The sequence below is a fragment of the Streptomyces sp. NBC_00310 genome, from assembly GCF_036208085.1.
Classification (GTDB): domain Bacteria; phylum Actinomycetota; class Actinomycetes; order Streptomycetales; family Streptomycetaceae; genus Streptomyces.
Genome location: NZ_CP130714.1, coordinates 2,988,981 through 3,012,546 on the forward strand (window position 1 = coordinate 2,988,981; position 23,566 = coordinate 3,012,546).

Below are 23,566 nucleotides of genomic sequence, written 5' to 3' on the forward strand. Positions count from 1 at the left end.
ACCGCGCGGCCGGCCACAACAACGGCAAGCCCGCAGAACACCCGAGCCCCACGGCGGACCCCGGAAAACCCCCTACGCTTCGCGCACCCGCAGCGCACGCGCGAGGTCGTCCAGCTGATCGACCAGCTTCCGTCGAAGTGCCGGAATCAGCTCGCCGTCCTGAAGACACCGCTCCCCCATACCCAGCGTCCCCGGGTCCACCGCATACACCGGGAACGCCCACCGCCCTGCCGCTTCCGCGATCGCCGGTCCTCGCCGAGCGGCCAGCGAACCCGCGTCGGCCCAGTAGCGCTCGACGTACTCCTGGAGGAGGTCCGCCTGCTCCGGCTGCCAGAACCCCTGGGCCGTGGCGGTGAACAGGTAGTTGGAGAGGTCGTCGGTGGTGAACATCGCCTCCCAGGCGGCCCGCTTGGCCTCCGGGTCGGGCAGCGCGGCCCGGCAGCGGGCGGCGCCTTCCCGGCCGCTGGCGCTGGGGTCCCGCTCCAGTTCTTCGGTGATCGCGGCGGCGTCGACCGCGCCGAGGACGGCGAGCCGTCCGAGGACGCGCCAGCGCAGCTCGGGGTCGAGCTCGGGGCCGCCCGGAACCGTGCCGTCGGCGAGCCAGGCGGCGATGGTCTCGGCGCGGGTGGCGACGTCGATGAAGTGGCGTACGGCGGTGAGGCGCAGGCCTGGGTTGTCGCCGTCCTCGGTGCGGCGGATGAGGTCGCGGCACAGGGAGCCGAGGGTGGCCAGGCCGGTGGCGCGCTGCTCGGGGGCGAGGAAGCGGTCGGCGACCTGGGCGGTGGCGAAGGTGAGGACGCCCTGGACGATGGCGAGGTCGCTCTCGCGCGGGAGGTGGGTGCGGGCGGCCTCCAGGTAGGCGGTGGCGGGGAGTTCGGCGTCGCGTACGGCGTCGCGCAGGGCGTTCCAGACGACGGCGCGGGTGAGGGGGTCGGGGAGGCCGCAGAGGTGGCCGGTGACGGCGGCGAAGGAGTCGGGGTCGAAGCGGACCTTGGCGTAGGTGAGGTCGCCGTCGTTGAGGAGGAGGAGTGCGGGGCGTTTGCCGATGGGCTGGTCGGCGGTCTGGGGGAGGTCGAGTTCGACGCGGTCGCGGAGGGTGAGGTGGCCCTGGTCGTCGCCGAGGTCCCGGTCGTAGAGGCCGACGGCGATGCGGTGGGGGCGGCTGCCGGCGTGGTCGACGGTGAGGGTGTAGGTGCCGTCGGCGGTGCGGGTGACCTTGGGGGTGAGGGTGTCGACGCCGGTGGTGCGGAGCCAGGCGTCGGCCCAGGCGTGGACGTCGCGTTCGGTGGCGCCGGCGAGGTTGTCGATGAAGTCGGCGAGGGTGGCGTTGCCGAAGCGGTGGCGGGTGAAGTGGGCGTTGATGCCGGCCAGGAAGTCCTTCTCGCCGAGCCAGGCGACGAGTTGGCGCAGGGCGGAGGCGCCCTTGGCGTAGGAGATGCCGTCGAAGTTGAGGAGGGCGGCGGCGGTGTCGTCGACGGCCTCGGGGGCGACGGGGTGGGTGGAGGGGCGCTGGTCGGCGTCGTAGCCCCAGGCCTTGCGGGCGATGCCGAAGTCGACCCAGGTGTTCGTGAAGCGGCTGGCTTCGGTGAGGGTCTGGTAGCCCATGTACTCGGCGAAGGACTCGTTGAGCCAGATGTCGTCCCACCACCTGAGGGTGACGAGGTCGCCGAACCACATGTGGGCCATCTCGTGGGCGATGACCATGGCGCGGGTCTGGCGTTCGGTGTCGGTGACGGCGGAGCGGTAGATGAACTCGTCGCGGAAGGTGACGAGGCCGGGGTTCTCCATGGCGCCGGCGTTGAACTCGGGGACGAAGGCCTGGTCGTAGGAGTCGAAGGGGTACGGCTCCTCGAACTTGTCGTGGTAGCGGTCGTAGAGGGCGCGGGTGACGTCGAGGATCTCGTCGGCGTCGGTGTCGAGGTGGGGGGCGAGGGAGCGGCGGCAGTGGATGCCGAAGGGCAGGCCTCGGTGTTCGGTGCGTACGGAGTGCCAGGGGCCGGCGGCGACGGCGACGAGGTAGGTGGAGATCGGCGGGGTGGTGGCGGCCCGCCAGGTGCCGTCGTCCTGTTGTGCGGTGACGCCGTTGGCGAGGACGGTCCAGGCCTCGGGGGCGGTGACGGTCAGGTCGAAGACGGCCTTGAGGTCGGGTTGGTCGAAGGCCGCGAAGACGCGCTGGACGTCGTCCATGAAGAGCTGGGTGTAGACGTAGGTCTCACCGTCGGTGGGGTCGGTGAAGCGGTGCATGCCCTCGCCGGTGCGGGAGTAGCGCATGGCGGCGTCGACGCGCAGTTCGTGTGCGCCCGGGGTGAGGCCCTTGAGGGGGAGGCGGTTGCCGTCGAGGGTAGCCGGTTCGAGGGGCTCGCCGTCGAGGGTGACGGAGCGCAGTTCGGCGGGCTTGAGCTCGACGAAGGTGTCCGCGGCCTTCTTCTTTCCCCGCACGGTGAAGTGGATGACGGTACGGGAGTCGAAGGTCTCGTCGCCGCGCGTGAGGTCGAGTGCGATCTCGTAGCGGTGGACGTCGAGGAGCCGAGCACGGGCATGCGCTTCGTCGCGCGTCAGTACGGACATGAGGGACATGCTGCCTGATGCCCTGGGCGCAGGACAGGGGCGGGCCTGGTACGCGACCTATGTCCGGTCGTACGCGCCGTGTGGCCGGCCGTATGCGGCCTATGCCCGGTCCTTCGCGCCGTCGTGCTGCGCGGGGACGCGCTCCTCGGTCCGGTGGTCGTCGGTGACGCGCTTGAGTTCCTCGTGGTCCTTGAGGCGGGCGCGCAGGTCGCGGACCTCGCGTTCCAGGGCGTGGGTGCGTTGGTGGGCGTCGTAGAGGTAGCGGACCTTGGTGCGCAGGGCCCAGGGGTCGATGGGTTTCATGACGAGGTCGGCGACGCCGAGGCGGAAGGCGGCGGAGGTGAGTTCGGCGTCGGGGCCGAAGCCGGTGAGGAGGATGACGGGGATGTGCTGGGTCTGTTCCACGCCGCGCATGTAGTGGACGACGTCGAGTCCGCTGACGCCGGGCATGCGGACGTCGAGGAGGAGCAGGCCGATCTGGCCGCGGAGGACTTCCTTGAGTGCCGCGTCGCCGCTGGTGGCGCGTGTCAGGCGGTAGCCCAGCGGGGCCAGGGCGCTCTCCAGGGCGTACAGCGTGTCCTCATGGTCGTCGACGATGAGGATCTTGGCTTCCGACGGCATGGCCTCTCACCGCGTGTAGTCGTTTCCTGACAGGGAGTGCTCACGCAGGATGCCCTCTGGAGGGACTCGCTGTCACTCCCCTGCGTCTGGTGCCGTGCCGGTCGTGCCCGCTGTGCCGGTCATGCCCGCTGTGCCGTTCAGCGCGTCGTCCGCGATGCGTTCGTGGTGCCGGATGACCTCGGCGATGATGAAGTTCAGCAGCTTCTCCGCGAACGCCGGGTCCAGCTTGGCGCTTTCGGCGAGTCCGCGCAGCCGGTTGATCTGCTGGGCCTCGCGGCCCGGGTCGGCGGCGGGCAGTTGGTGCGCGGCCTTGAGATGGCCGACCCGCTGGGTGCACTTGAAGCGCTCGGCGAGCATGTGGACGACGGCGGCGTCGATGTTGTCGATGCTGTCCCGCAGCCGGGTGAGTTCCGCCCGGACGTCCGCGTCGACCGCGCCGGCCGGCGCGGTGCCGGTGTTCGCCTCGTTGGTGTTGCTGGTGGTCATGGTCGTCACCCTACGACGCTGCGGTTCGGCGCTCGCACCGGCTTAGAGTGGAACGTATCGAGGCGTCTTTGGGGGTGCGGACGTGGCGAACGGCGGACCTGTCGAGCACGGCTACCCGCACCTTGAGATCGTGCGGGCGTCGATCACCGCCCTGTACAAGCGGCTCTCGTACGACACGATCCAGACCTTCGCCACCAGTGTGGCCCCCGTCGACGTGGCGTTCTGTGACACCGACGATCTCCATCTCGGTGCGCAGCGGGTGGCCCGGGAGCTGGTGCGGCACTATCGGCTGCCGGACGCCCGGATGATCGTCGGGTTCCGGGAGATGACGCACGCGGCGAACGTCGAGCTGGCGGCGGGGCCGGAGTACTTCGTCGAGCTCAACGACCGTTTCCGTACGCACCGGCGGGACATCGGGGCGGCTCTCGCGCACGAGGTCATGCATGTGTATCTGCACCGGCTCGGGCTGTCCTTCCCCGGCATGCGTGAGAACGAGATCCTCACGGACACGGCGGCGACGTATCTGGGGGCGGGGTGGCTGCTGCTGGACGCGTACCGGGAGGACGCCGCGTCGTCGCAGAAGCTGGGGTATCTGACGCCGGAGGAGTTCGGGTACGTGCTGGCCAAGCGGGCGCAGTTGTTCGGGGAGGATCCCTCGGTGTGGTTCACCAGTGCCGAGGCGTATTCCGCGTACGCGGAGGGGCGCGTCCGGGCTCGCGGGGATGAGCGGCAGCCGCCGCTGACCGCGGCGGGGTGGGCGGGGCGTCGGCGGTACGCGCGGGACCGGCGGCATGCGCAGGATCTGCGGTCGGCCTCGCCGGTGTCGGGGGTGCCGTATGTGTTCACGCCCGAGGGGCGGGGGCCGTTGCGGGTGTCGTTTCCCTGCCCGACGTGTCATCAGAGGATCCGTGTGCCGGTTCGGGGGCGGGTGCGGGCGCGGTGCGGGTTGTGCCGGACGGTTCTGGAGTGCGACACGTAGGTTTTCGGGGGCGCGTGAGGGGGTGGTGGGTTCGGCGCGAGTGCGGGTGCGGGTGCGTGGGCGGGTGCGTGGGCGGGTGCGTGGGTGCGTGGGGGCTTGTCGCGCGGTTCCCCGCGCCCCTTGGGCAGCGGCCCCGGTCATGGGGCGCCGTACACCGGGTGCGGTTCCTCGGCCTCCGACAGGAGCTTGCGTACGGTCTCCCCCGCTTCCTCCGGTGTCCAGCGTGCCCCTTTGTCCGTCGTGGGGCCCGGGCGCCAGCCCTCCATCACGGTGATGCGGCCGCCCTCCGTCTCGAAGACGCGGCCGGTGACGCCGTCGCTCGCGGCGGAACCCAGCCACACCACCAGCGGGGAGACGTTCTCGGGGGCCATCGCGTCGAAGCCGGCGTCGGGTGCGGTCATGGCCTCGGCGAAGACGCCCTCGGTCATCCTCGTGCGCGCCGCGGGGGCGATGGCGTTGGCCTGGACGCCGTAGCGGGCGAGTTCGGCGGCGGCGACGAGGGTGAGGCCGACGATGCCGGCCTTGGCGGCGCTGTAGTTGCCCTGGCCGAGTGAGCCCAGCAGGCCGGCGCCGCTGCTGGTGTTGACGATCCTCGCGGTCGGTGTGCGGCCGGCCTTGGTCTCGGCTCGCCAGTGGGCGGCGGCGTGCCTGAGGGTGAGGAAGTGGCCCTTGAGGTGGACGCGGAGGACTGCGTCCCAGTCGTCCTCGTCGAGGTTGACGAGCATGCGGTCGCGGAGGAAGCCGGCGTTGTTGACGAGGGTGTCGAGTCGGCCGTAGGTGTCCAGGGCGGTGTGGACGAGGGAGGCGGCGCCGTCGGTCGTGGCGATGTCCCCACCGTGCGCGACCGCGTCCCCGCCCGCGGCGCGGATCTCCTCGACGACCCGGGCGGCCGGGCTGTCGGGGTCCGGTGTGCCGTCGAGTCCCACACCGAGGTCGTTGACGACCACGCGCGCGCCCTCGGCGGCGTACGCGAGCGCGTGCGCGCGACCGAGACCACGTCCCGCGCCGGTCACGACCACGACACGCCCTTCACAGAGCCGGTGCGTGCCCCTGCTCATCGCGGTTCCCCTTTCTCTTCTTTCTCTTCGTCCTGGTCGGCGGTGGGTGACGCCGCGTGGGCGGCCGGCGGCGCCGCGTACGGCGTGGGCGGCGTCGCGTGGGCGGCGGGGGGCGCCGCGTGGGCGGCTGGCGGCGTTCCGTCGGCGGCCGGCGGCGTTCCGTCGGCGGCGGGTCGCGTCACCTCGGCGGCGAACCGCGCCGCGTCGGCCGTGGGCCGCGTCGCGAGGACCGTCGTGGGTGGGGCGTCGGCGGTTGTCGGCTCGTCGGCGGTCCCCGCGCGCTTCCCGCCGGGTGTCGTCGGCTCGTCGCCGATCCCTGCGCGCCTCTCACCGGTCACCGCCGACCCGTCACCGGGCGTCGCGTGTCCCGCGTTGTCCGTCGCCTGTCCGGTGCCGGTCGTCGCCGCGGCCAGGAAGGCGGGGCGTTCGCCGCCGCCGTGGACGAGGAGGGAGGCGCCGGTGATGTAGGCCGCGGCGTCGGAGGCGAGGAAGACCGCCGCGTCTCCGATGTCGGAGGGGGTGGCGAGGCGGCCCAGCGGGACCGTGCGGGCCACGGCGGCGAGGCCGTGCTCGTCGCCGTAGTGGAGGTGGGAGAGCTCCGTGTCGACCATGCCGAGGACGAGGGTGTTGACCCGTATCTCCGGGGCCCACTCCACGGCCATGGAGCGCGCCAGGTGCTCCAGGCCGGCCTTGGCCGCGCCGTACGCCGCCGAGCCGGGCGACGGGCGGCTGCCGCTCACACTGCCGATCATCACGATCGCGCCCTCGGCCCGCCGGAGGTGGGCGTGGGCGGCGAGGGAGACGGTCAGTGGGGCGGTGAGGTTGAGTTCGATGACGCGGGCGTGGCGGCGGGCGTCGGTCTCGGTGAGCGGGCGGTAGGGCGTACCGCCGGCGTTGTTCACGAGGACGTCCACGCGGGGCAGTCCGGCGAAGAAGCGCTGCACGGCGTCGGGGTCGCGTACGTCCAGTGGCATGAACTCGGCTCCCTTGAGCGGCACTTCGGGGGGCCGGCGGGCGCAGGTCACGACCTCGGCGCCGGCTTCGGCGAAGGCCCGCGCGATGCCGGCGCCGACACCGCGCGTGCCGCCGGTGACGACGGCGAGCTTCCCGTTGAGCCGCATCCGCTGCTACCTTCCACCCAGGAGAAGGACCTAACAAACGTTAGGTGGAAGGTAGCTGATGCGCCGATGGGTGTCTCCACCTCGTCCCCGGAAAAGGGGATTTCCGTCGTCACGATCGATTTCCCGCCCGTGAACGCGCTGCCGGTGCGGGGGTGGTTCGAGCTGGCCCACGCCGTGCGCGGGGCGGGCCGTGATCCCGAGGTCCGGTGCGTGGTGCTGACGGCGGAGGGGCGCGGGTTCAACGCCGGGGTGGACATCAAGGAGATCCAGGCGGCGGGGCAGAGTGCGCTGATCGGCGCCAACCACGGTTGCGCGGAGGCCTTCGCCGCCGTGTACGAGTGCGAGGTGCCGGTGGTGGCCGCCGTGCAGGGGTTCTGTCTGGGCGGCGGGATCGGGCTGGTGGGCAACGCGGACGCGATCGTGGCCAGCGAGGACGCGACCTTCGGGCTGCCGGAGCTGGACCGGGGCGCGCTGGGTGCGGCGACCCATCTGTCCCGGCTGGTGCCCCAGCACCTGATGCGCGCGCTGTACTACACCTCGCGTACGGCGACCGCCGCCGAGCTACGGGCGCACGGCTCGGTGTGGCGGGTCGTACCGCGTGCCGAACTGCTCGCTGCGGCACTGGAGTTGGCGCGGGAGATCGCCGCGAAGGACGGCTGGCTGCTGCGGCTGGCCAAGGCCGCCATCAACGGCATCGACCCCGTCGACGTCCGCCGCAGCTACCGCTTCGAGCAGGGCTTCACCTTCGAGGCGAACCTCAGTGGGGTGGCCGACGAGGTCCGCGACACCTTCGGGGGGACCGGAAACGCCGAAAAGACCGGGAAAGCCGCGACCGCCGGGACCCCCGGGACGGCCAAGGGGAACGCCGTAAGGGAAAAGGGGGACCTGGGTGAGTGACAAGTCGATGACCGCCGACGAGGCCGTCTCCCGGCTGGAGAGCGGGATGACCCTCGGCATCGGCGGCTGGGGCTCGCGCCGCAAGCCGATGGCGCTGGTGAGGGCACTGCTCCGGTCCGAGATCACCGATCTCACGGTCGTCTCGTACGGCGGCCCGGACGTCGGCATGCTCGCCGCCGCCGGACGGATCCGGAAGCTGGTCGCCGCCTTCGCCACCCTCGACTCCATCCCCCTCGAACCGCACTTCCGCGCGGCGCGCGAGCGGGGCGCGTTCGAGCTGATGGAGATCGACGAGGCGATGTTCATGTGGGGGCTGCGGGCCGCCGCGCACCGGCTGCCCTTCCTGCCGGTGCGGGCGGGCATCGGCTCGGACGTGATGCGGGTCAACCCCGGTCTGCGGACGGTCACTTCGCCGTACGACGACGGGGAGACCTTCGTCGCCATGCCCGCGCTGCGCCTGGACGCCGCGTTCGTGCACGTCAACCGGGCCGACCGGCAGGGCAACGGCCAGTATCTGGGCCCGGACCCGTACTTCGACGACCTCTTCTGCGAGGCGGCCGACACGGCGTACCTGTCGTGCGAACGGCTGGTGGACACGGCCGAGCTGACGAAGGAGGCCCCGCCCCAGACGCTGCTGGTCAGCCGCCATGTCGTGACCGGTGTGATCGAGGCCCCGAACGGCGCGCACTTCACCTCCTGCGCCCCTGACTACGGCCGGGACGAGGCCTTTCAGCAGACGTACGCGGCCACGCCGTGGGAGGAATTCGCCGAGCGGTTCCTGACCGGTGACGAGCACGCGTACCGGTCGGCCGTGCGGGCATGGCAGAAGGAGGGCTCATGAGCGGCGGGGCGACCCGGGCCGAGTACTGCGTGATCGCCTGCGCCGAGGCCTGGCGCGGGGCCGGGGAGATCCTCGCGAGCCCCATGGGCCTCGTCCCGTCCCTGGGCGCACGGCTCGCCAAACGGACCTTCGCGCCGGAGCTGTTGCTGACCGACGGCGAGGCGCTGCTCGTCGGCCTCGACGGCACCGTCGAGGGGTGGCTGCCCTACCGGCGGCACCTGGCCCTGGTCACCGGCGGCCGACGGCACGTGATGATGGGCGCGAGCCAGATCGACCGGTACGGCAACCAGAACATCTCGTGCGTCGGCGACTGGGCGAAGCCGAGGCGACAGCTGCTCGGGGTGCGGGGCGCGCCGGTCAACACCCTGAACAACCCGACCAGTTACTGGGTCCCCAGGCACTCCCGGCGGGTCTTCGTCGAGAAGGTCGACATGGTGTGCGGGGTGGGCCACGACCGGGTGGCCGAGCATCCGGCCGCCGCCCGCTTCCACCATCTCCCGCGGGTCGTGTCCGACCTCGGGGTGTTCGACTTCGCGACCCCCGACCACGCGATGCGGCTGGCCTCCCTGCACCCCGGCGTCACGGTCGAGCAGGTCGGGGAGGCGACCGGCTTCGCGCTCGCCGTCCCGGACGAGGTGCCGTACACGCGTGAACCGACCGAGGCCGAGCTGAGGCTGATCCGCGAGGTGATCGATCCGGAGAACACGCGCGCGCGGGAGGTCCGAGGCTGATGGAGACGGCTCTCACCCGGCTCGTGGGCGTCCGCCGTCCGATCGTGCAGACCGGCATGGGCTGGGTGGCCGGCCCCCGCCTGGTGTCCGCCACGGCGAACGCGGGGGCGCTCGGCGTCCTGGCCTCCGCGACGATGACACCCGCGCGACTCCGGGAGGCCGTACGGGAGGTGAAGTCCCGCACGGACGCGCCCTTCGGGGTGAACCTGCGGGCCGACGCGGGGGACGCGCGGGAACGGGTGCGGATCATCGTCGAGGAGGGCGTCCGGGTGGCGTCGTTCGCGCTCGCGCCGTCCAGGGAGCTGATCGCCGAGCTCAAGGACGCGGGCGTGGTCGTGATGCCGTCGGTCGGCGCCCGGCGGCACGCCGAGAAGGTGGCGGCGTGGGGTGCGGACGCGGTGGTCGTGCAGGGCGGCGAGGGCGGCGGGCACACCGGGGACGTCGCGACGACCGTGCTGCTGCCGCAGGTCGTGGACGCCGTCGACATTCCCGTCGTCGCCGCCGGCGGCTTCCACGACGGGCGCGGGCTGGTGGCCGCGCTGGCGTTCGGGGCGGCCGGGGTGGCGATGGGCACCCGGTTCCTGCTCACCTCGGACTCGACGGTGCCCGACGTGGTGAAGGCCCGCTATCTGGCGGCGACGGTCAAGGACGTCACCGTCACGCGGGCCGTGGACGGGCTGCCGCACCGCATGCTCCGTACGGAGTTCGTGAGCGCGCTGGAGGCGTCCGGCCGGACGCGCGCCCTGGCGCACGCCGTGCGGCACGCGGCCGGCTTCCGGCGGCTGTCCGGGCTCACCTGGCGCCGCATGGTCCGCGACGGCCTCGCGCTGCGGCACGGCAAGGACCTCACCTGGAGCCAGGTCCTGCTCGCCGCCAACACGCCCATGCTGCTCCGGTCCGCGATGGTGGACGGCCGTACGGACCTGGGGGTGATGGCGGCCGGGCAGGTCGCCGGGGTGATCGACGACCTGCCGTCCTGCGCGGAGCTGGTGGAACAGATCATGAAGGAGGCGGAGGAGGTGCTGACGTCCCTGGGGCGACTCGGCGCCGCTCGGTGACCCGTCCCGGGCCCTAGGGACCGGCACAGCCACTCGGGACCGTCACGGCCGCCGGATCACAGCCACTCGCGGCCGTCACAGCCGCCGGATCACAGCCACTCGCGCCCCTCAGGGCCGCCGGATCAGTCATCACAGCCGCCGGATGGCCGTCACAGCCCCGGGTGGCCGTCACCGTCGCCGGACGGCCGTCACAGTCGCTCGATGATCGTCACGTTCGCCTGCCCGCCGCCCTCGCACATCGTCTGGAGCCCGTACCGGCCGCCGGTGCGCTCCAGTTCGTGCAGGAGGGTCGTCATGAGCTTGGCGCCGGTCGCGCCCAGGGGGTGGCCGAGGGCGATCGCACCGCCGTTGACGTTGACCTTCTCCGGGTCGGCGCCCGTCTCCTTCAGCCATGCCAGCACGACGGGTGCGAAGGCCTCGTTGATCTCGACGAGGTCGATGGCGTCGAGGGTGAGGCCGGTCTTCTTCAGGGCGTACGCGGTCGCCGGTATCGGCGCGGTGAGCATGCGGATGGGGTCCTCGCCGCGGACGGAGAGGTGGTGCACGCGGGCGCGCGGGGTCAGCCCGTGCTCCTGTACGGCGCGTTCGGAGGCGAGGAGGAGCGCGGCGGCGCCGTCGGAGACCTGGGAGGAGCAGGCGGCGGTGACGGTGCCGCCGTCGATGACCGGCTTCAGCGCGGCCATCTTCTCCAGGGAGGTGTCGCGGCGGGGCCCCTCGTCGACGGTCACGTCCCCGTACGGAACGGTCTCGCGCGCGAAGCGGCCCTCGTCGACGGCCCGTACCGCCCGCCGGTGGGAGCGCAGCGCGAACTCCTCCTGGTCGCGGCGGCTGATGCCCCACTTCGCGGCGATCATCTCGGCACCGGCGAACTGGTTCACCGGCCGGTCCCCGTACCTCGCCCGCCACCCCTCGCTGCCCGCGAAGGGCCCGTCCGTGAGCCCGAGGGGGACGGCGGCCTGGCGGGAGGCGAAGGCGATGGGGATCATCGTCATGTTCTGCACACCGCCCGCGACCACCAGGTCCTGGGTGCCGGAGAGCACGGCCTGGGCGGCGAAGTGCACGGCCTGCTGCGAGGAGCCGCACTGCCGGTCCACGGTCGTTCCCGGTACCTCCTCCGGCAGCCCGGCGGCCAGCCAGCTGGTCCGGGCGATGTCACCGGCCTGCGGTCCGACGGTGTCCAGGCAGCCGAAGACGACGTCCTCCACGGCGGCCGGGTCCACGCCCGCGCGTGCGACGAGCGCCTTGAGGGCGTGCGCGCCGAGGTCGGCCGGATGGACCTGGCCGAGCCCTCCTCCGCGCCGCCCGACGGGCGTCCGGACCGCTTCGACGATGTAGGCCTCGGCCATGGCAACTCCCCTGATGTCAACGGTTATTCACGTACGGCGATCCCGTCCAGGACCATCGACAGGTACTGCTGGGCGATCTCTTCCGGTCCGAGCTCTCCGCCGGGCCGGTACCAGGACGCGGCGACCCACACGGTGTCGCGCACGAACCGGTAGGTGAGCCGTGTGTCGAGGTCGGCCCGGAACTCCTCGGCGGCGACCCCGCGCTCCAGCGTGGCCAGCCACGCCTTCTCGAACTTGCGCTGCGACGCGTCGAGGAACAGGAACCGGTCCTGCAGGATCAGCTGTTTGGCTTCGCTCTGGTAGATCGCGACGGCGGCGCGATGCCGGTCGATCGCCCGGAACGACTCGACGACCAGCGCCTCGAAGGCTTCCCGGGGGCTCGGTTCGGCGTCCAGGACGGCGTCGTACCCCTCCCAGAGTTCGTCGAGGAAGGTCCGCAGGATCTCCTCGAGCATCGCGTCCTTGGACTCGAAGTAGTAGTAGAGGCTGCCCGCGAGCATCCCCACCTCGTCCGCGATCCTGCGCACGGTGGTGGCGTTGTACCCCAGGTCCGCGAAGACGCCGGCGGCCTTGTCGAGGAGTTCACGACGACGGGCGGGCGCGGCGGCGGTCGCCGGGGGCTTCTTCTTGGTCGGCACGGCTGTTCGTTGTCCTTACGGGTGCTGGTTGCTGACGGAGACGATCTCACCCGTCATGTACGAGGAGTAGCCGGACGCGAGGAACACGATCACATTGGCCACCTCCCAGGGTTCGGCGTACCGTCCGAAGGCCTCGCGCGCGGTCAGCTCCGCCAGCAGTTCGGGGGTCGTGACCTTAGCGAGGTGCGGGTGCATGGCGAGGCTGGGCGACACGGCGTTGACGCGGACCCCGTACTCGGCCGCCTCGACCGCCGCGCACCTGGTCAGTGCCATCACGCCCGCCTTCGCCGCCGCGTAGTGCGCCTGCCCGGCCTGGGCGCGCCAGCCGACGACGGAGGCGTTGTTGACGATCACTCCGCCACCGCTGTCGCGCATCAGCCTCAGGGCGGCCCGGGTGCACCGGAACGTGCCGTTGAGTGTCACGTCCAGCACCTTGGACCACTGCTCGTCGGTCATGTCGACGAGTTCCGCGGTGCCGCCCAGGCCCGCGTTGTTGACGACGATGTCGAGCCGTCCGTGCAGCCGGGCGCCCGCCTCGAACAGCGCCCGCACCTGGTCCTCGTCGGTCACGTCGCACGGCACCGCCCTGACGGACTCCGCTCCGAACTCGCCCGCCAGCTCGGTCTTGTACTCCTTGAGTCTGCGCGTGTGGGTGTCGCTGATCAGGACGCGCGCGCCCTCCTCCAGGAAGCGTCGCGCGGTCGCGCCGCCGATGCCCGCGCCGGCCGCCGCGGTGATCACGGCGGTGCGGCCGCTGAGCAGGCCGTGCCCGGGGAGGTACGCCGGAGCCTCGACGTTCTTCATGCGGGCACGCTAACCTACCAAACACTTGTTAGGGAAGACCGAACGTTCGCCAGGTTGACCAAACGCTTGTTAGGCCGGCTCACTGGACCGGCCGACCGTTTGTCAGGCATAGACAGGCATAGAGGGGTGTGCCCCATGGACCTCACCCATTCTCCCGCCGACGAGGCCTTCCGAGCCGAGGCCCGCGCATGGCTGCGCACCCACGTCCCACCCGAGCCGCTCCCCTCCCTGGAGACGGAGGAGGGCTTCGCCGCCCACCGCGCCTGGGAGGCCGAACTGGCCGCGGACCGCTGGTCGGTGGTGAACTGGCCGGCCGCGTACGGCGGCCGTGACGCGGGCCTGGAGCGCTGGCTGATCTTCGAGGAGGAGTACTACGCGGCGGGCGCCCCCGGGCGCGTCGGCCAGAACGGCGTCAACCTCCTCGCCCCGACCCTCTTCGACCACGGCACGGACGCACAGCGGGCCCGCGTGCTGCCCCCGATGGCCTCCGGCGATGTGGTGTGGGCCCAGGCCTGGTCGGAGCCCGAGGCCGGTTCCGACCTCGCCTCGCTCACCTCCAGGGCCGTACGCACGGACGGGGGCTGGCTGCTGACCGGCCAGAAGACCTGGTCGTCCCGCGCCGCCTTCGCGGACCGGGCGTTCGGCCTGTTCCGCAGCGAGCCGGGCACCCCGAAGCCCCACCAGGGGCTGACGTATCTGATGTTCGACCTGCGCGCACCGGGCGTGACCGTCCGCCCGATCGGCCGCCTCGACGGCAGGCCCGCCTTCGCCGAGCTCTTCCTCGACGACGTGTTCGTACCGGACGAGGACGTCATCGGCGAGCCCGGCCAGGGCTGGCGCGTCGCGATGTCGACCGCCGGCAACGAACGCGGCCTCACGCTCCGCTCCCCGGGCCGTTTCCTGGCCTCCGCGCGCCGGCTGTTCGACCTCTGGCAGGCCCAGGGAAGCCCGGCGTCCGTACGCGAGCGCGTGGCCGACGCGCTGATCGGGGCCCGCGCCTACCAGCTCTTCACCCAGGCGGCCGCCTCCCGCTTCCTGGAGGGCACGCCGATCGGCCCCGAGTCCAGCCTGAACAAGGTCTTCTGGTCCGAGTACGACATCGCCCTGCACGAAACGGGCCTCGAACTGCTGGACGAAGAGGGCGAGTTGGCGGACACCGACTGGTCGGAGGGGTACGTCTTCTCCCTCGCCGGCCCCATCTACGCCGGCACCAACGAGATCCAGCGCGACATCATCGCCGAGCGCCTCCTCGGCCTGCCGAAGGGCCGCCGCTGATGCGTGACCTCATCCTGAAGGGCCGCCGCTGATGCGCTTCCTCCTGGACACCGAGCAGCGGGCGTTCGCCGGATCACTGGACGCGATGCTGACGGCCGCCGACACTCCGTCCGTCGTACGGGCCTGGGGGCGCGGGGAGCACGGGGCAGGGCGTGCGCTGTGGTCGCGTGTCGCGCAGGCCGGCGTCTTCGCGCTGGCGGCGCCGGAGGCGTACGAGGGCGTAGGCCCACTCCCCGTCGACCTGGCCGTCGCCTTCGTGGAGTTGGGTCGGCACGCGATGCCGGGCCCGCTCGTGGAGACGGTGACGACGGCGGTCCTGCTGGCCGGTCTGGAGGACCCGGGCCCGGCCGAGCGCCTGCTCCCGGCGCTGGTGTCCGGGGAGGCCATGGCCACGGTGGCACCGTCACCGGAGTCGTACGCGCTGGACGGGGACACGGCGACGACCCGTCTGTCGCTCGACCCGACCGCGGGCGGACTACGCCTCGCCCCCGGCCACGGCCCGGTACGCCCTTCCCTGGACCCGGCCCGCCGCCTGACCCTTCTCGCCCCCGGCGGCGAACTCCTCGCCACGACCCCGCCCTGCCTGGCCCGGGCCCTCACGTGGGCCCGACTCGCGGTCGCCGCGCAGGCCCTCGGCGTCGGGCTCGCCCTCCTGGACAGGACGGTGACGTACGTCAAGCAGCGCACCCAGTTCGGCGTCCCCATAGGCTCGTTCCAGGCGGTGAAGCACCGCCTGGCGGACGCGAAGGTGGCCCTGGAGTTCGCGCGCCCGCTGGTCTTCGGGGCGGCGGTCACCCTGGACGCGGCGGATGTGGCGGCGGCCAAGGTGACGGCGTGCGAGGCGGCGTACGCGACCGCGCGCACCGCGCTCCAGTTGCACGGCGCGATCGGTTACACGGCGGAGTACGACCTGTCGCTCTGGCTCACCAAGGCCCGTGCGCTGCGGACCGCGTGGGGCGGCCCGGCCGAATGCCGAAGCGCGGTCCTCAGTGGTGGGGGCCACCACTGGTGAGTTCGCGGTCCTTCTCGGCTGTCGGCCTGGGCATCCCCCTCCCGGGCCCGGACATGGCGCACGCACAGTCCCCGACGTACGGGGCCCACGGCCCCATTTCTGCGACGGGGCTTACGGAACGATGCCCTGGGCCCTGGCCGCCACCAGCCACTTCGGGAACTCCCCCAGCAGCCGGTCGTACAGCTCCCCGTCCGACACGGCCCTCGGATCCGAACCGGCGTGGAAGAACCCGGCGTTGTCGACGACCCGCTTGCCCGGCACGGCCAACTCGTCCAGCCTGCGCAGGAAGTCGAACTGCCTGCTGTCGGGGTCGCCGAAGCCGATGAACTGCCAGAAGAGAGGGAGGCGGGCGGCCTTGCACAGGTACCGTTCGGCGGCGAGTCTGCCGGTCGGCCCACCGTCCGTCTGGAACACCACGAAGGCGGGGTCCTCGGCACCGCGGTCGAGGTAGTGGTCGATGACGGCGTCCATGGCCAGGTGGTAGTCGGTCTTCCCCATGTGTCCCAGCCCGGCCACGACGCGATCGATCCGGCCGTGGTGGTCCGCGAGGCCGATCTCCGTGATCGCGTCGATCCCGGTGGAGAAGAAGACGACCGGCACGCTCCCGTCGTCGTCGAGGTGCGCGGACAGTCCGAGCACCCGATCGGCGAGCGCCTGCACGCTGCCGTCCTTGTAGTACGGCCGCATGGAACCGCTGTGGTCGACCACGAGATAGACGGCGGCCCGCTGCCCCCTCAGCCCGTGCTTGTCGAGGGAGGCCCCGGCGGCCTTGTACAGGTCCACGAGCGCGGGGGCGGTCTCCCGCACCTTGCTGAGGCTGATCGCGGGCATGCGAGGGTGCTCCTGACATCAAGACTCCGAGGGAGATCCGAGGTTATGGCACCCCACATGCCACCCCCTCCCCACTCGCCCCAGGTTGTTCGCTATTTTGTTCGCCGCCGTCCTCACCGGCTCGTCATCAGCCCCGCACCCCCAAGGAGCCGGCCGTGGAACCCGAGTCCCCGTCGTCGCCCCAGCCCGCCGTCACCACCTGCTACCGCCACCCGAAAGTGGAGTCGCACGTCCGCTGCACGCGCTGCGAGCGGTTCATCTGCCCCGACTGCATGCGCGACGCGGCCGTGGGCCACCAGTGCCCGGAGTGCGTGAAGGAGGGCGCGAGAACGGTCCGCCAGGCCCGCACGGCCTTCGGCGGCCGGATCTCGACGGTCCCCCTGGTGACGTACGTCCTGATCGGCCTGAACGTCGTGGCCTACGTCGCCGAACTGCTCCGCCCGGAGATCGTGGACGACTTCGCGATGCTGGGCCGGGGCCTGGCCGGGCCGGACGGCCTCCACTACGTCTGGCAGAGCGTCTACCCGGCCGACTTCCACCTCGAAGGCGTGATCGACGGCGAGTGGTACCGCCTCCTCACCGGCGCCTTCCTCCACCTCCCGCCCACCGAGGGCACCTTCGGCATCCTCCACATCGTGATGAACATGGTCACGCTGTGGAACGTCGGCCGAGTGGTGGAAATCCAGCTGGGCCGCGCCCGCTACCTGAGCCTGTACCTGCTCTCCGCCCTCGGCGGCTCGGTCCTCGTCCTCCTCCTCGCCCCCGACGCCACCACGGTCGGCGCCTCCGGCGCCATCTTCGGCGTCTGCACCGCGTACTACGTCCTGGCCCGCCGCCTGGGCGCCGACCCGGCCGGCATCAACCGCTTCATGGCGGGCCTGCTGGTGTGGCTGGTCATCTCGGCGGTCGTGACGTCCTGGCAGGGCCACCTCGGAGGGCTCCTCACAGGTGGCTTGATCGCCCTCGGCTTCGCCTACGCGCCTCGGGACCGGCGGCGGGTCCTCGTGCAGGCAGGGGCCTGTGTGGTGGTGCTGGCGCTGTTGGTGGTGCTGGCGGTCGCGAAGGTTTCGGGGATGACGGGCTGAGCGGAGCGCGCCTCGAAGCCCTCGTGGCCGTCAGTCTCTTCCTCACGGGCCATTTCTGCGATGATATGCCGGTTCGGGCACGAGAGCGGGGGCGTGGTGGGGACCGGCTACGAGGACGATGGTGACAAGCCGCGCAGAAGAGCCCTGCTCATCGGCATCACGGAGACCCCTTATCTGCACCGCGATCCGTGGCTGGCCAAGAAGTTCCCCACGCTCGACTGTGCGATGCAGGACGTGGTGCGGATCGGTGAGGCGCTGGACCAGTCCGGATACGACGTCACGGCCCACCACTCGGCCAACTCCAGCCCGATGGACCTGTGCGGGGCTCCGCTGCTCGGGGTCCTGCACCACTTCTTCGCGTCGTGCGAACCGGGGGACACGGCCTTCGTGTACATCTCCGCGCACGGGGTCTCCTTGGAGGGACGGGACCGGCTGCTCCCCATGGACGCCCAGTTCCGCAACGCCCAGGAAGACTCCGAGTCGGAACTCCTGACCGACACCCTGCTGGACGCCGACTTCGCCGGGGTGCTGCCCGCCCTGAAAGCCGGGGTGACCGCCGTGGTGTGCGTGGACTCCTGTCGTGCGACCGCCGACGATGTGGCGGAGGCGCGTACCAGGGCTGCCCTGCGCAATGGTTCCCAGGCCACCCTGCTCTACAGCTGTGGGCCGGGGCAGCGTTCCTATGCCGATGCGGAGGGCAGTTGGTTCGGCCGTGCCCTGGCGGACGCGCTGCTGCCCACCACTCCCCCGACCACCCTGGACGAGGTGGTCTCCCACACCCTGAGCGCGGTACGCAAGGCCGCGCGGAACCATCCGCTCGAGCCGCCCCGCATCGACCAGGTGACCGTCGGAGCGGGCCAGGCCGACGTGGGGGCCCACATCCTGTGCGAAGGCTCCGACGAATCGCGCCGCTGGACCGAACTAATCCTCGACTCGCCCCTGTGGCAGCACACCAGTGGAAACCCGGAGGTCCACAACCGAATCAAGGAACGGCTCTGTCGGCTCGTCGATTACGTCGTCGGCAGCCACTCGGGAGCCGGCGCCCATCGCGACGACCCCTGGGGCGACCCCCGCTACCCGGAACGGGTCGGGCAGCGTCTGGCCGACCTCGTGACGGCGGCGGACCTGCGTGAGACCGAACGCCTGTCCCCGGCCGAGACGGCCACCCTCCTCTCGGCGCCCATAGTCCACGAGGGCATCGTCGCCATCGCGCTGGAGGACATCCGGCAGGCCCTCGGACGCGACGAGTACCTCGGCAGCACCACGAAAGGCTCGCTCACGCCCGAAGGTGAACCCGACACGCACAAGGCGCAGTTACTGAGCGCGCTCAACGACGTCCGGAGGGCGCACTCTCAGGTGCAGCGCACCGTACAGACGCTGCGGGCCCGCGGGCTCACCCCGGAGGCGGTCGCGGCCGACCATTGGCTGCGGCACCGTTTCCTCGCCGACTGGGACCTCCTGTGGGAGCACACCGGCGCTTATCCCGCCGTCGACGACCTGCTGTCCATGGCCGTCGACGCGATCACAGCCGCAGCCGACTCCGTCACCGCCTGGCAACGCCACACCATCGACGTCCAGGTACGCCAGGTCCTCGGGCATCTGACGGTCAAGCCGGACAACGCCAACCCGCGCATCAACGGCCCTCAACAGCGCGACGAATGGGGCGAGTACCGCCCCCTGCCCGGCAGCCCGTGGCGCGGCCTCGATCTGGCCCGGCTGCTCTGGTTCTCCGCACTGCTCGCAGCAGACCCCCGCCGGATGTCCAGCGTCGTGGTGGACCACTTGGGCGCCCACGAACGCCTCGACGCAAGCACCGTGGTGACTTCCCTGTCCACGGAGTACGACTACGACAGCACCATGGGCCGCACCAGGGACACCCATGGCCTGGCCGTGCGTTTCCACTGTCCACACCCTGCCCTGCACGCCGCGGTCGAGGAACTGGTGGCACGGGCCGACGGCGCGCTCTCCGAACTGCACCAACAGTGGCAGTCCGGCCGCCAGAGTGCTCCGCCCCTGCTGCGCGGCCTCCCGGACCGCATAACCACCGAGCAGCTGTTCGCCCGCGGTGGCCAGTACATCCAGCCGCTCGAACGCTTCCGGCTCGCCGAGGACGAGATCCGCCCGCTGCTGATGGGCACGCAACTGTACGGTGACCGGATGCTCGCGGTCCGCGAGCTCTACCAGAACGCCCTCGACGCCTGCCGCCACCGCGAGATGCGCCGCCGTTACGCGGCCACCCAGGGCGACACGGCCAACGACTGGCAGCCGAAGATCTTCTTCCGGCAGGGCTGGGACGAGGATGGACGCCACTACATCGAGTGCGAGGACAACGGCACGGGCATGACCCGTTCCAAGCTCACGTCGATGTTCGCCCGCGCGGGCAAGCGGTACGAGCAGGACCCCGACTTCGTCCACGAACGCCGCACCTGGCGCCGCGCCGGCCTCGGTGTCATTCCCATGAACTCCCGTTTCGGCATCGGTGTGTTCAGCTACTTCATGCTCGCCGACGAGGTCGTGGTCAAGACGGCCCCGGTCGACCGCCACGGTGTGCTCATGGGCCGCGACCACGCCACACACGCCGACATCCGTTCCGGGTCGGGATTGTTGCGGATCACTTCGGCGAACGACGCGCCGTCGGGTGGGGGGACGCGGGTGCGTCTCTATCTGACGGTGGAGGCGGAAAGGGATCAGCCCTCACTTGTCGAGACACTGCGTTCGCTGCTGTGGGTCAGTGATTACGAGGTGCGGGCGGTCGAGTACGCGCGGGACGACGCGCGGGCTGTGGTGAACAGCGACATCTGGCAGCCGGGGGACCTCCACGCAGGCGAACAAGGGTGGTACGGCAGCCCGGTCAAGACAGGGGACAGCGCCTGGCTGGTACAGGGCCAGGGGCGGCTGCTGCTGGACGGGGTCACCATAAGGGACGAGTCGCCTTCGTACGGGTGCGTGATCAATCTCCGGGAACGTCATGCGCCAGAACCGAGCGTGGACCGGAACAGACTGCTCTCGTACGACGAAGAGTGCGTGATGCGGGAACTCCTCGCCGCGCTGCCGGAGGCCGCGCCGTCGCTACGGGAAGTCTCCTTGCGCTGGCTGTGGGAGCTCACCCAGGGCCATCCGACCCTCACGGTGGCTCTGCTCGACGCGCTGCCGAAGGAGACGGAGGCGATCCTCGAACCGCGCGGTGGCGACAACCGGCTGGCCTCAGGGCGAGTACTGCTCGCTTCGGTCGGCTGCATGCCCATGGACTCAGCTGCGATGGCGAATGATTTCGGGGAACTCAGCCTCGGTGCCGATCGCCCGCACGAGAGCCGGCTCGCTGCGGACTGGCAGCTCACCAGGCTTCCTCTCGCCCACCCGACGGGGAAGGGCTTCACCCCGATCAGCTACCCCCAGCCGAGCGGACTCGACTGTGTTCTGTTCGCCCGGGACACCCCGAGCGCACGACGTTGGGGGCGCGCACTTCATGCTGCGGTCGCAGCCGGAGTGTCCCTCGGGGAGGCGGCACGCGCTCTGCGCCGCTACGCCGTCGCCGGCATCCATGTACCGACGGCAGCAGACATCCGATCGCTGCGGGACATACGACCGAGCGGCATCGCCGCAAATCTTTACGACGCCTATCTGGAAGTGGAAACAGCCCGCGAGGACCTTCCGGACACGCTGCATCCTGCTGTCCACGCACCGCTCCTGCGCATCTCCGCCGCGCGAGGGGTGCCGTTGGGACAACTGACCGAGGACCTTCTCCAACTGCGGGAGATCGACTCGAATCTTCCGCACGCGCCCGAACTGGAGGCCGGCCTTGCCGAAGAACGGGTTTCTCTCTCCGAGGCGGAGGCCCTCGCCTACCACTCGGAGTACCAGTACTCCTCACGCTATTTCAGCAGCTTCCCGTGGCGACCGGGTGTTATCGCCCCGGTCGACCTCCTGAGGCGATTGGAGCTCTTCGGTACAGAGGCGTTGCGCCACCGCATCGACCAGTACGCATGCCTGGGTGTCGGCCTGCGCGCCGACTCCGCCGCACTCCTCGATCAGGCCCGGCCTCTCACAGCCACCGAACGACTGGTGCTGTCCACCTCGTGCAACGAGAGCAGCCCCTGGCACGACGGCCCCTTGTCCATGACACAGGTCGTTCTCATATCGCACATACTCAAGTGGCCACTCGGCCAAGTAGCCGCGCACATCAGCGACTCCACCGACACAACAGGCGTCTCGGTGCCTGCCATCCCTGAACAGGCTTCCGGCTGGATCCTGCCTGAGTGGCTCGAATCCAGCTACAGCAGCCGCCTCACCTCTGCGGGATTCGGCCCCTGGGAAGTGTTTCTCGAACACGCACGCTCGGATGCAGAGGATCTCCCGTCGCTCCACACGACGCTGCTCTCTCTCCAAGCCTGCGGGCTGCTGAACGTACCCCCGGACTGGGACGTGACCACAGCCTTGCGTCAGGCGATGCTCCCTCAGCCATGCCCTCTGCCGATTCCCCCCGACACGAGCGCATCACTCGACCACGAAGGCGTGTCACTGCCCGTCGCTCTCACCCTCAGTTCCGACCTGACCCTGTCCGTCGATCGTGTGCTCGCCGCGTTCGAACAGGCCGAGCCACACCTGCCTCTTCCCGTCGCGAAGACCACTCCAGAGATCAGAGAGCTGCAGGTGACCCCTCGGGACATCGAGGCCCTGCTGGAGCAGCCGACGCTGGGCAGGCCCCGCCATCCCTCGTACAACGGTCCGGCCGAATCCCGCCATTGGAGCTTCCGCTCATCCCTCACGCTCAAACAACTGGTCGTGCACGCCGAAGGCCGCAACTCCGTGGCCGAAAGCCACCGCCGTCTCTCCAAGTTCACGGCGGCGGGCGCCGCACCGCCCCCAGGAACTCTCTCCGGCCCCGAAGGCAACGCCCTGGAGGAAATGAGGCCCAACCGCTTCGACCTGGCCGCCTTCGACCCGGGCCTCCTCGGTCCAGGCACCCTGGGTCCCCTGGAACTCGTCCTCGTGGCAGGCCGTTTCGGCTGGACCCTCGGCGAGGCCCACGACCGCTATGCGCCCTTCCGCTGCCTCGGGCTCGACGTGACCGTTGACGAACCCACCCCCTCCGAACGGGACCTGACCCCCGACTGGCGCGACGTGATCATCCTGACCGAGCAGTTGACCGGGCGGGCCCCCGCGCTGCACGGGTCGGTCCCAGCCGATCACATCACCCTCTGTGCCGAGGAAACGGACCTCTCGGAAGAGCAGGTACGGGCCCGACTCACCGCCTACGCCTCGCTGTTCCGCTTCGAACTTCCGGAACCGCCGGAGCTCCCGGAACCGCCCGCCGAGGCACAGCGATCATCGGCAGAACCCCAGGAGGGCCGTCCCAGTTGAGCGCCATCCCATACAATGCGCGAGCCACTCACCTCAGCCCACCACTCGGCTTCCAGTGGACCTGGTACGAGGCGGACGGCGGCTACTACGAGGCCACCGGGACCTGCCCGATCTGCCAGTGCGCGATGACGACCGATCCCTTCGAGTTCGGCCAGCACACAATCGTCAAGGGCGGCTTCATGGGGCGCCGCAAGGACCCCGGCCCTGCCGCATACCACACACTCTGCACCTGCGAGACGCTCCATACGGGCCGACCCGCGAGTGAACCCTCCGGTTGCGGCGCCTTCCTGGCCCTGGCCGCACCTCAGCAAGGTGGTTCGACACCATGAACAACCGTGAGGTGGAACTGTTGCGCGACGCGCACCGCCGTGCGCAGGCCATGCGTTCCCCGGAGCACCAGCTGCAGGCTGCGCTCCATCAAGCCGAGGGTTACCGCAACTTCCTCGCCTCCCTCACCGGTCTGTTGGCGGCCGTCTTCGTCCTCAAGGGCCAAGAGGACCTCAGCAAGCTCGACGCTGTGCCTCGGTGGGTCGTGATCGGGCTGCTCATGACCGGCTTCGTCACCCTGATCGGGGCGTCGTGGCTGAGCGTGGTCGCCGCGCACGGTCGCCCTGGTGAGGAGCTCATGCTGGAGGCGGCCAGACTGCTGGAGTACGAGCGGGAACGCACGAAGCTGATCTGGCGGTCCATCGAATGGTGTCGCTGGCTCGGCCTCCTCGGCGTCCTCGCCGTAGCCGCCGCCGTCATCGTCACCTGGGTGACCCCCACCAAGTAACGCACCGGACAGCGCACATGCAACGACGCCTGCCCAGTCGTCCGGTCGGGGACTGGCGGGCAGGCGCCGTCTGTGTTCC

19 protein-coding genes and 1 pseudogene are annotated in these 23,566 nt (G+C 70.9%); 11 read left to right on the plus strand and 9 right to left on the minus strand.

Going from position 1 to position 23,566, the window contains the following annotated elements; translation table 11 throughout:
• Window positions 1–72: 72 nt before the first annotated feature.
• The 3 genes from pepN to OG202_RS13200 form a co-directional block, all read right to left on the minus strand.
• Entirely contained in the window at window positions 73–2,577 is a 2,505-nt protein-coding gene (gene pepN / locus OG202_RS13190; RefSeq protein WP_326583518.1) for an aminopeptidase N, read from the minus strand.
• 90 nt (window positions 2,578–2,667) lie between these two features.
• The gene (locus tag OG202_RS13195) at window positions 2,668–3,189 is read right to left on the minus strand and encodes a response regulator (protein WP_327730208.1); all 522 of its coding nucleotides are present in this window, start codon (window positions 3,187–3,189) and stop codon (window positions 2,668–2,670) included.
• Between the two features lie 72 nt (window positions 3,190–3,261).
• Window positions 3,262–3,675, minus strand: coding sequence for a chorismate mutase (locus OG202_RS13200; RefSeq protein WP_328222785.1), 414 nt, complete (start codon window positions 3,673–3,675; stop codon window positions 3,262–3,264).
• 82 nt (window positions 3,676–3,757) lie between these two features.
• On the opposite strand from OG202_RS13200, the gene OG202_RS13205 reads away from it, so the two are divergent.
• Complete coding sequence (locus OG202_RS13205) at window positions 3,758–4,654, plus strand: hypothetical protein (protein ID WP_328222786.1); 897 nt, start codon at window positions 3,758–3,760, stop codon at window positions 4,652–4,654.
• Window positions 4,655–4,791: 137 nt separating this feature from the next.
• Here the strand turns inward: OG202_RS13205 and OG202_RS13210 are convergent, their stop codons facing one another.
• Window positions 4,792–5,712, minus strand: a complete 921-nt coding sequence (locus tag OG202_RS13210; RefSeq protein WP_326583514.1) for an SDR family oxidoreductase — start codon at window positions 5,710–5,712, stop codon at window positions 4,792–4,794.
• A 398-nt stretch (window positions 5,713–6,110) separates the two neighbouring features.
• A pseudogene (locus OG202_RS13215) lies at window positions 6,111–6,833 on the minus strand (SDR family oxidoreductase); the annotation flags it as partial.
• Between the two features lie 66 nt (window positions 6,834–6,899).
• Between OG202_RS13215 and OG202_RS13220 the strand changes: the two are divergent.
• Genes OG202_RS13220 through OG202_RS13235 form a run of 4 tightly spaced genes read left to right on the plus strand, consistent with a single transcriptional unit; the run spans window position 6,900 to window position 10,360 of the window.
• Window positions 6,900–7,730: an enoyl-CoA hydratase family protein gene (locus OG202_RS13220; RefSeq protein WP_328222788.1), complete on the plus strand. Its 831-nt coding sequence runs from the start codon at window positions 6,900–6,902 to the stop codon at window positions 7,728–7,730.
• Complete coding sequence (locus tag OG202_RS13225) at window positions 7,723–8,571, plus strand: CoA transferase subunit A (RefSeq protein WP_327730205.1); 849 nt, start codon at window positions 7,723–7,725, stop codon at window positions 8,569–8,571. The genes OG202_RS13220 and OG202_RS13225 overlap by 8 nt, the downstream gene beginning before the upstream one ends.
• Complete coding sequence (locus tag OG202_RS13230; RefSeq protein ID WP_327730204.1) at window positions 8,550–9,302, plus strand: CoA-transferase subunit beta; 753 nt, start codon at window positions 8,550–8,552, stop codon at window positions 9,300–9,302. The genes OG202_RS13225 and OG202_RS13230 overlap by 22 nt, the downstream gene beginning before the upstream one ends.
• Window positions 9,302–10,360: an NAD(P)H-dependent flavin oxidoreductase gene (locus tag OG202_RS13235; RefSeq protein ID WP_327730203.1), complete on the plus strand. Its 1,059-nt coding sequence runs from the start codon at window positions 9,302–9,304 to the stop codon at window positions 10,358–10,360. Before OG202_RS13230 ends, OG202_RS13235 begins: the two co-directional genes overlap by 1 nt.
• Before the next feature lie 188 nt (window positions 10,361–10,548).
• On the opposite strand, the gene OG202_RS13240 is transcribed toward OG202_RS13235, so the two are convergent.
• The 3 genes from OG202_RS13240 to OG202_RS13250 are packed head-to-tail and all read right to left on the minus strand — an operon-like array spanning window position 10,549 to window position 13,148.
• A complete protein-coding gene (locus tag OG202_RS13240) occupies window positions 10,549–11,706 on the minus strand; it encodes an acetyl-CoA C-acetyltransferase (RefSeq protein ID WP_326583509.1) in 1,158 nt (385 codons plus the stop codon).
• 23 nt (window positions 11,707–11,729) lie between these two features.
• Complete coding sequence (locus OG202_RS13245) at window positions 11,730–12,344, minus strand: TetR/AcrR family transcriptional regulator (protein WP_327730202.1); 615 nt, start codon at window positions 12,342–12,344, stop codon at window positions 11,730–11,732.
• A 15-nt stretch (window positions 12,345–12,359) separates the two neighbouring features.
• Complete coding sequence (locus OG202_RS13250) at window positions 12,360–13,148, minus strand: SDR family oxidoreductase (protein ID WP_328222789.1); 789 nt, start codon at window positions 13,146–13,148, stop codon at window positions 12,360–12,362.
• Between the two features lie 135 nt (window positions 13,149–13,283).
• On the opposite strand from OG202_RS13250, the gene OG202_RS13255 reads away from it, so the two are divergent.
• The gene (locus OG202_RS13255) at window positions 13,284–14,423 is read left to right on the plus strand and encodes an acyl-CoA dehydrogenase family protein (protein ID WP_327730200.1); all 1,140 of its coding nucleotides are present in this window, start codon (window positions 13,284–13,286) and stop codon (window positions 14,421–14,423) included.
• Window positions 14,424–14,454: 31 nt separating this feature from the next.
• Window positions 14,455–15,435 carry an acyl-CoA dehydrogenase family protein gene (locus tag OG202_RS13260; RefSeq protein WP_328222791.1) on the plus strand — a complete coding sequence of 327 codons (981 nt, stop codon included), beginning with the start codon at window positions 14,455–14,457 and terminating at the stop codon, window positions 15,433–15,435.
• 111 nt (window positions 15,436–15,546) lie between these two features.
• Here the strand turns inward: OG202_RS13260 and OG202_RS13265 are convergent, their stop codons facing one another.
• The gene (locus OG202_RS13265) at window positions 15,547–16,266 is read right to left on the minus strand and encodes a vWA domain-containing protein (RefSeq protein ID WP_327730198.1); all 720 of its coding nucleotides are present in this window, start codon (window positions 16,264–16,266) and stop codon (window positions 15,547–15,549) included.
• Window positions 16,267–16,421: 155 nt separating this feature from the next.
• On the opposite strand from OG202_RS13265, the gene OG202_RS13270 reads away from it, so the two are divergent.
• Genes OG202_RS13270 through OG202_RS13285 form a run of 4 tightly spaced genes read left to right on the plus strand, consistent with a single transcriptional unit; the run spans window position 16,422 to window position 23,487 of the window.
• Window positions 16,422–17,351 (plus strand): rhomboid family intramembrane serine protease, encoded by a 930-nt coding sequence (locus tag OG202_RS13270; protein WP_328222793.1) that lies wholly within the window; start codon window positions 16,422–16,424, stop codon window positions 17,349–17,351.
• Window positions 17,352–17,411: 60 nt separating this feature from the next.
• Entirely contained in the window at window positions 17,412–22,712 is a 5,301-nt protein-coding gene (locus OG202_RS13275) for an HD domain-containing protein (RefSeq protein ID WP_327750253.1), read from the plus strand.
• Window positions 22,709–23,041, plus strand: a complete 333-nt coding sequence (locus OG202_RS13280; protein ID WP_327730195.1) for a hypothetical protein — start codon at window positions 22,709–22,711, stop codon at window positions 23,039–23,041. Before OG202_RS13275 ends, OG202_RS13280 begins: the two co-directional genes overlap by 4 nt.
• On the plus strand, window positions 23,038–23,487 hold the full coding sequence (locus OG202_RS13285; RefSeq protein WP_327730194.1) for a hypothetical protein: 450 nt from the start codon (window positions 23,038–23,040) through the stop codon (window positions 23,485–23,487). Before OG202_RS13280 ends, OG202_RS13285 begins: the two co-directional genes overlap by 4 nt.
• Window positions 23,488–23,566 lie beyond the last annotated feature (79 nt).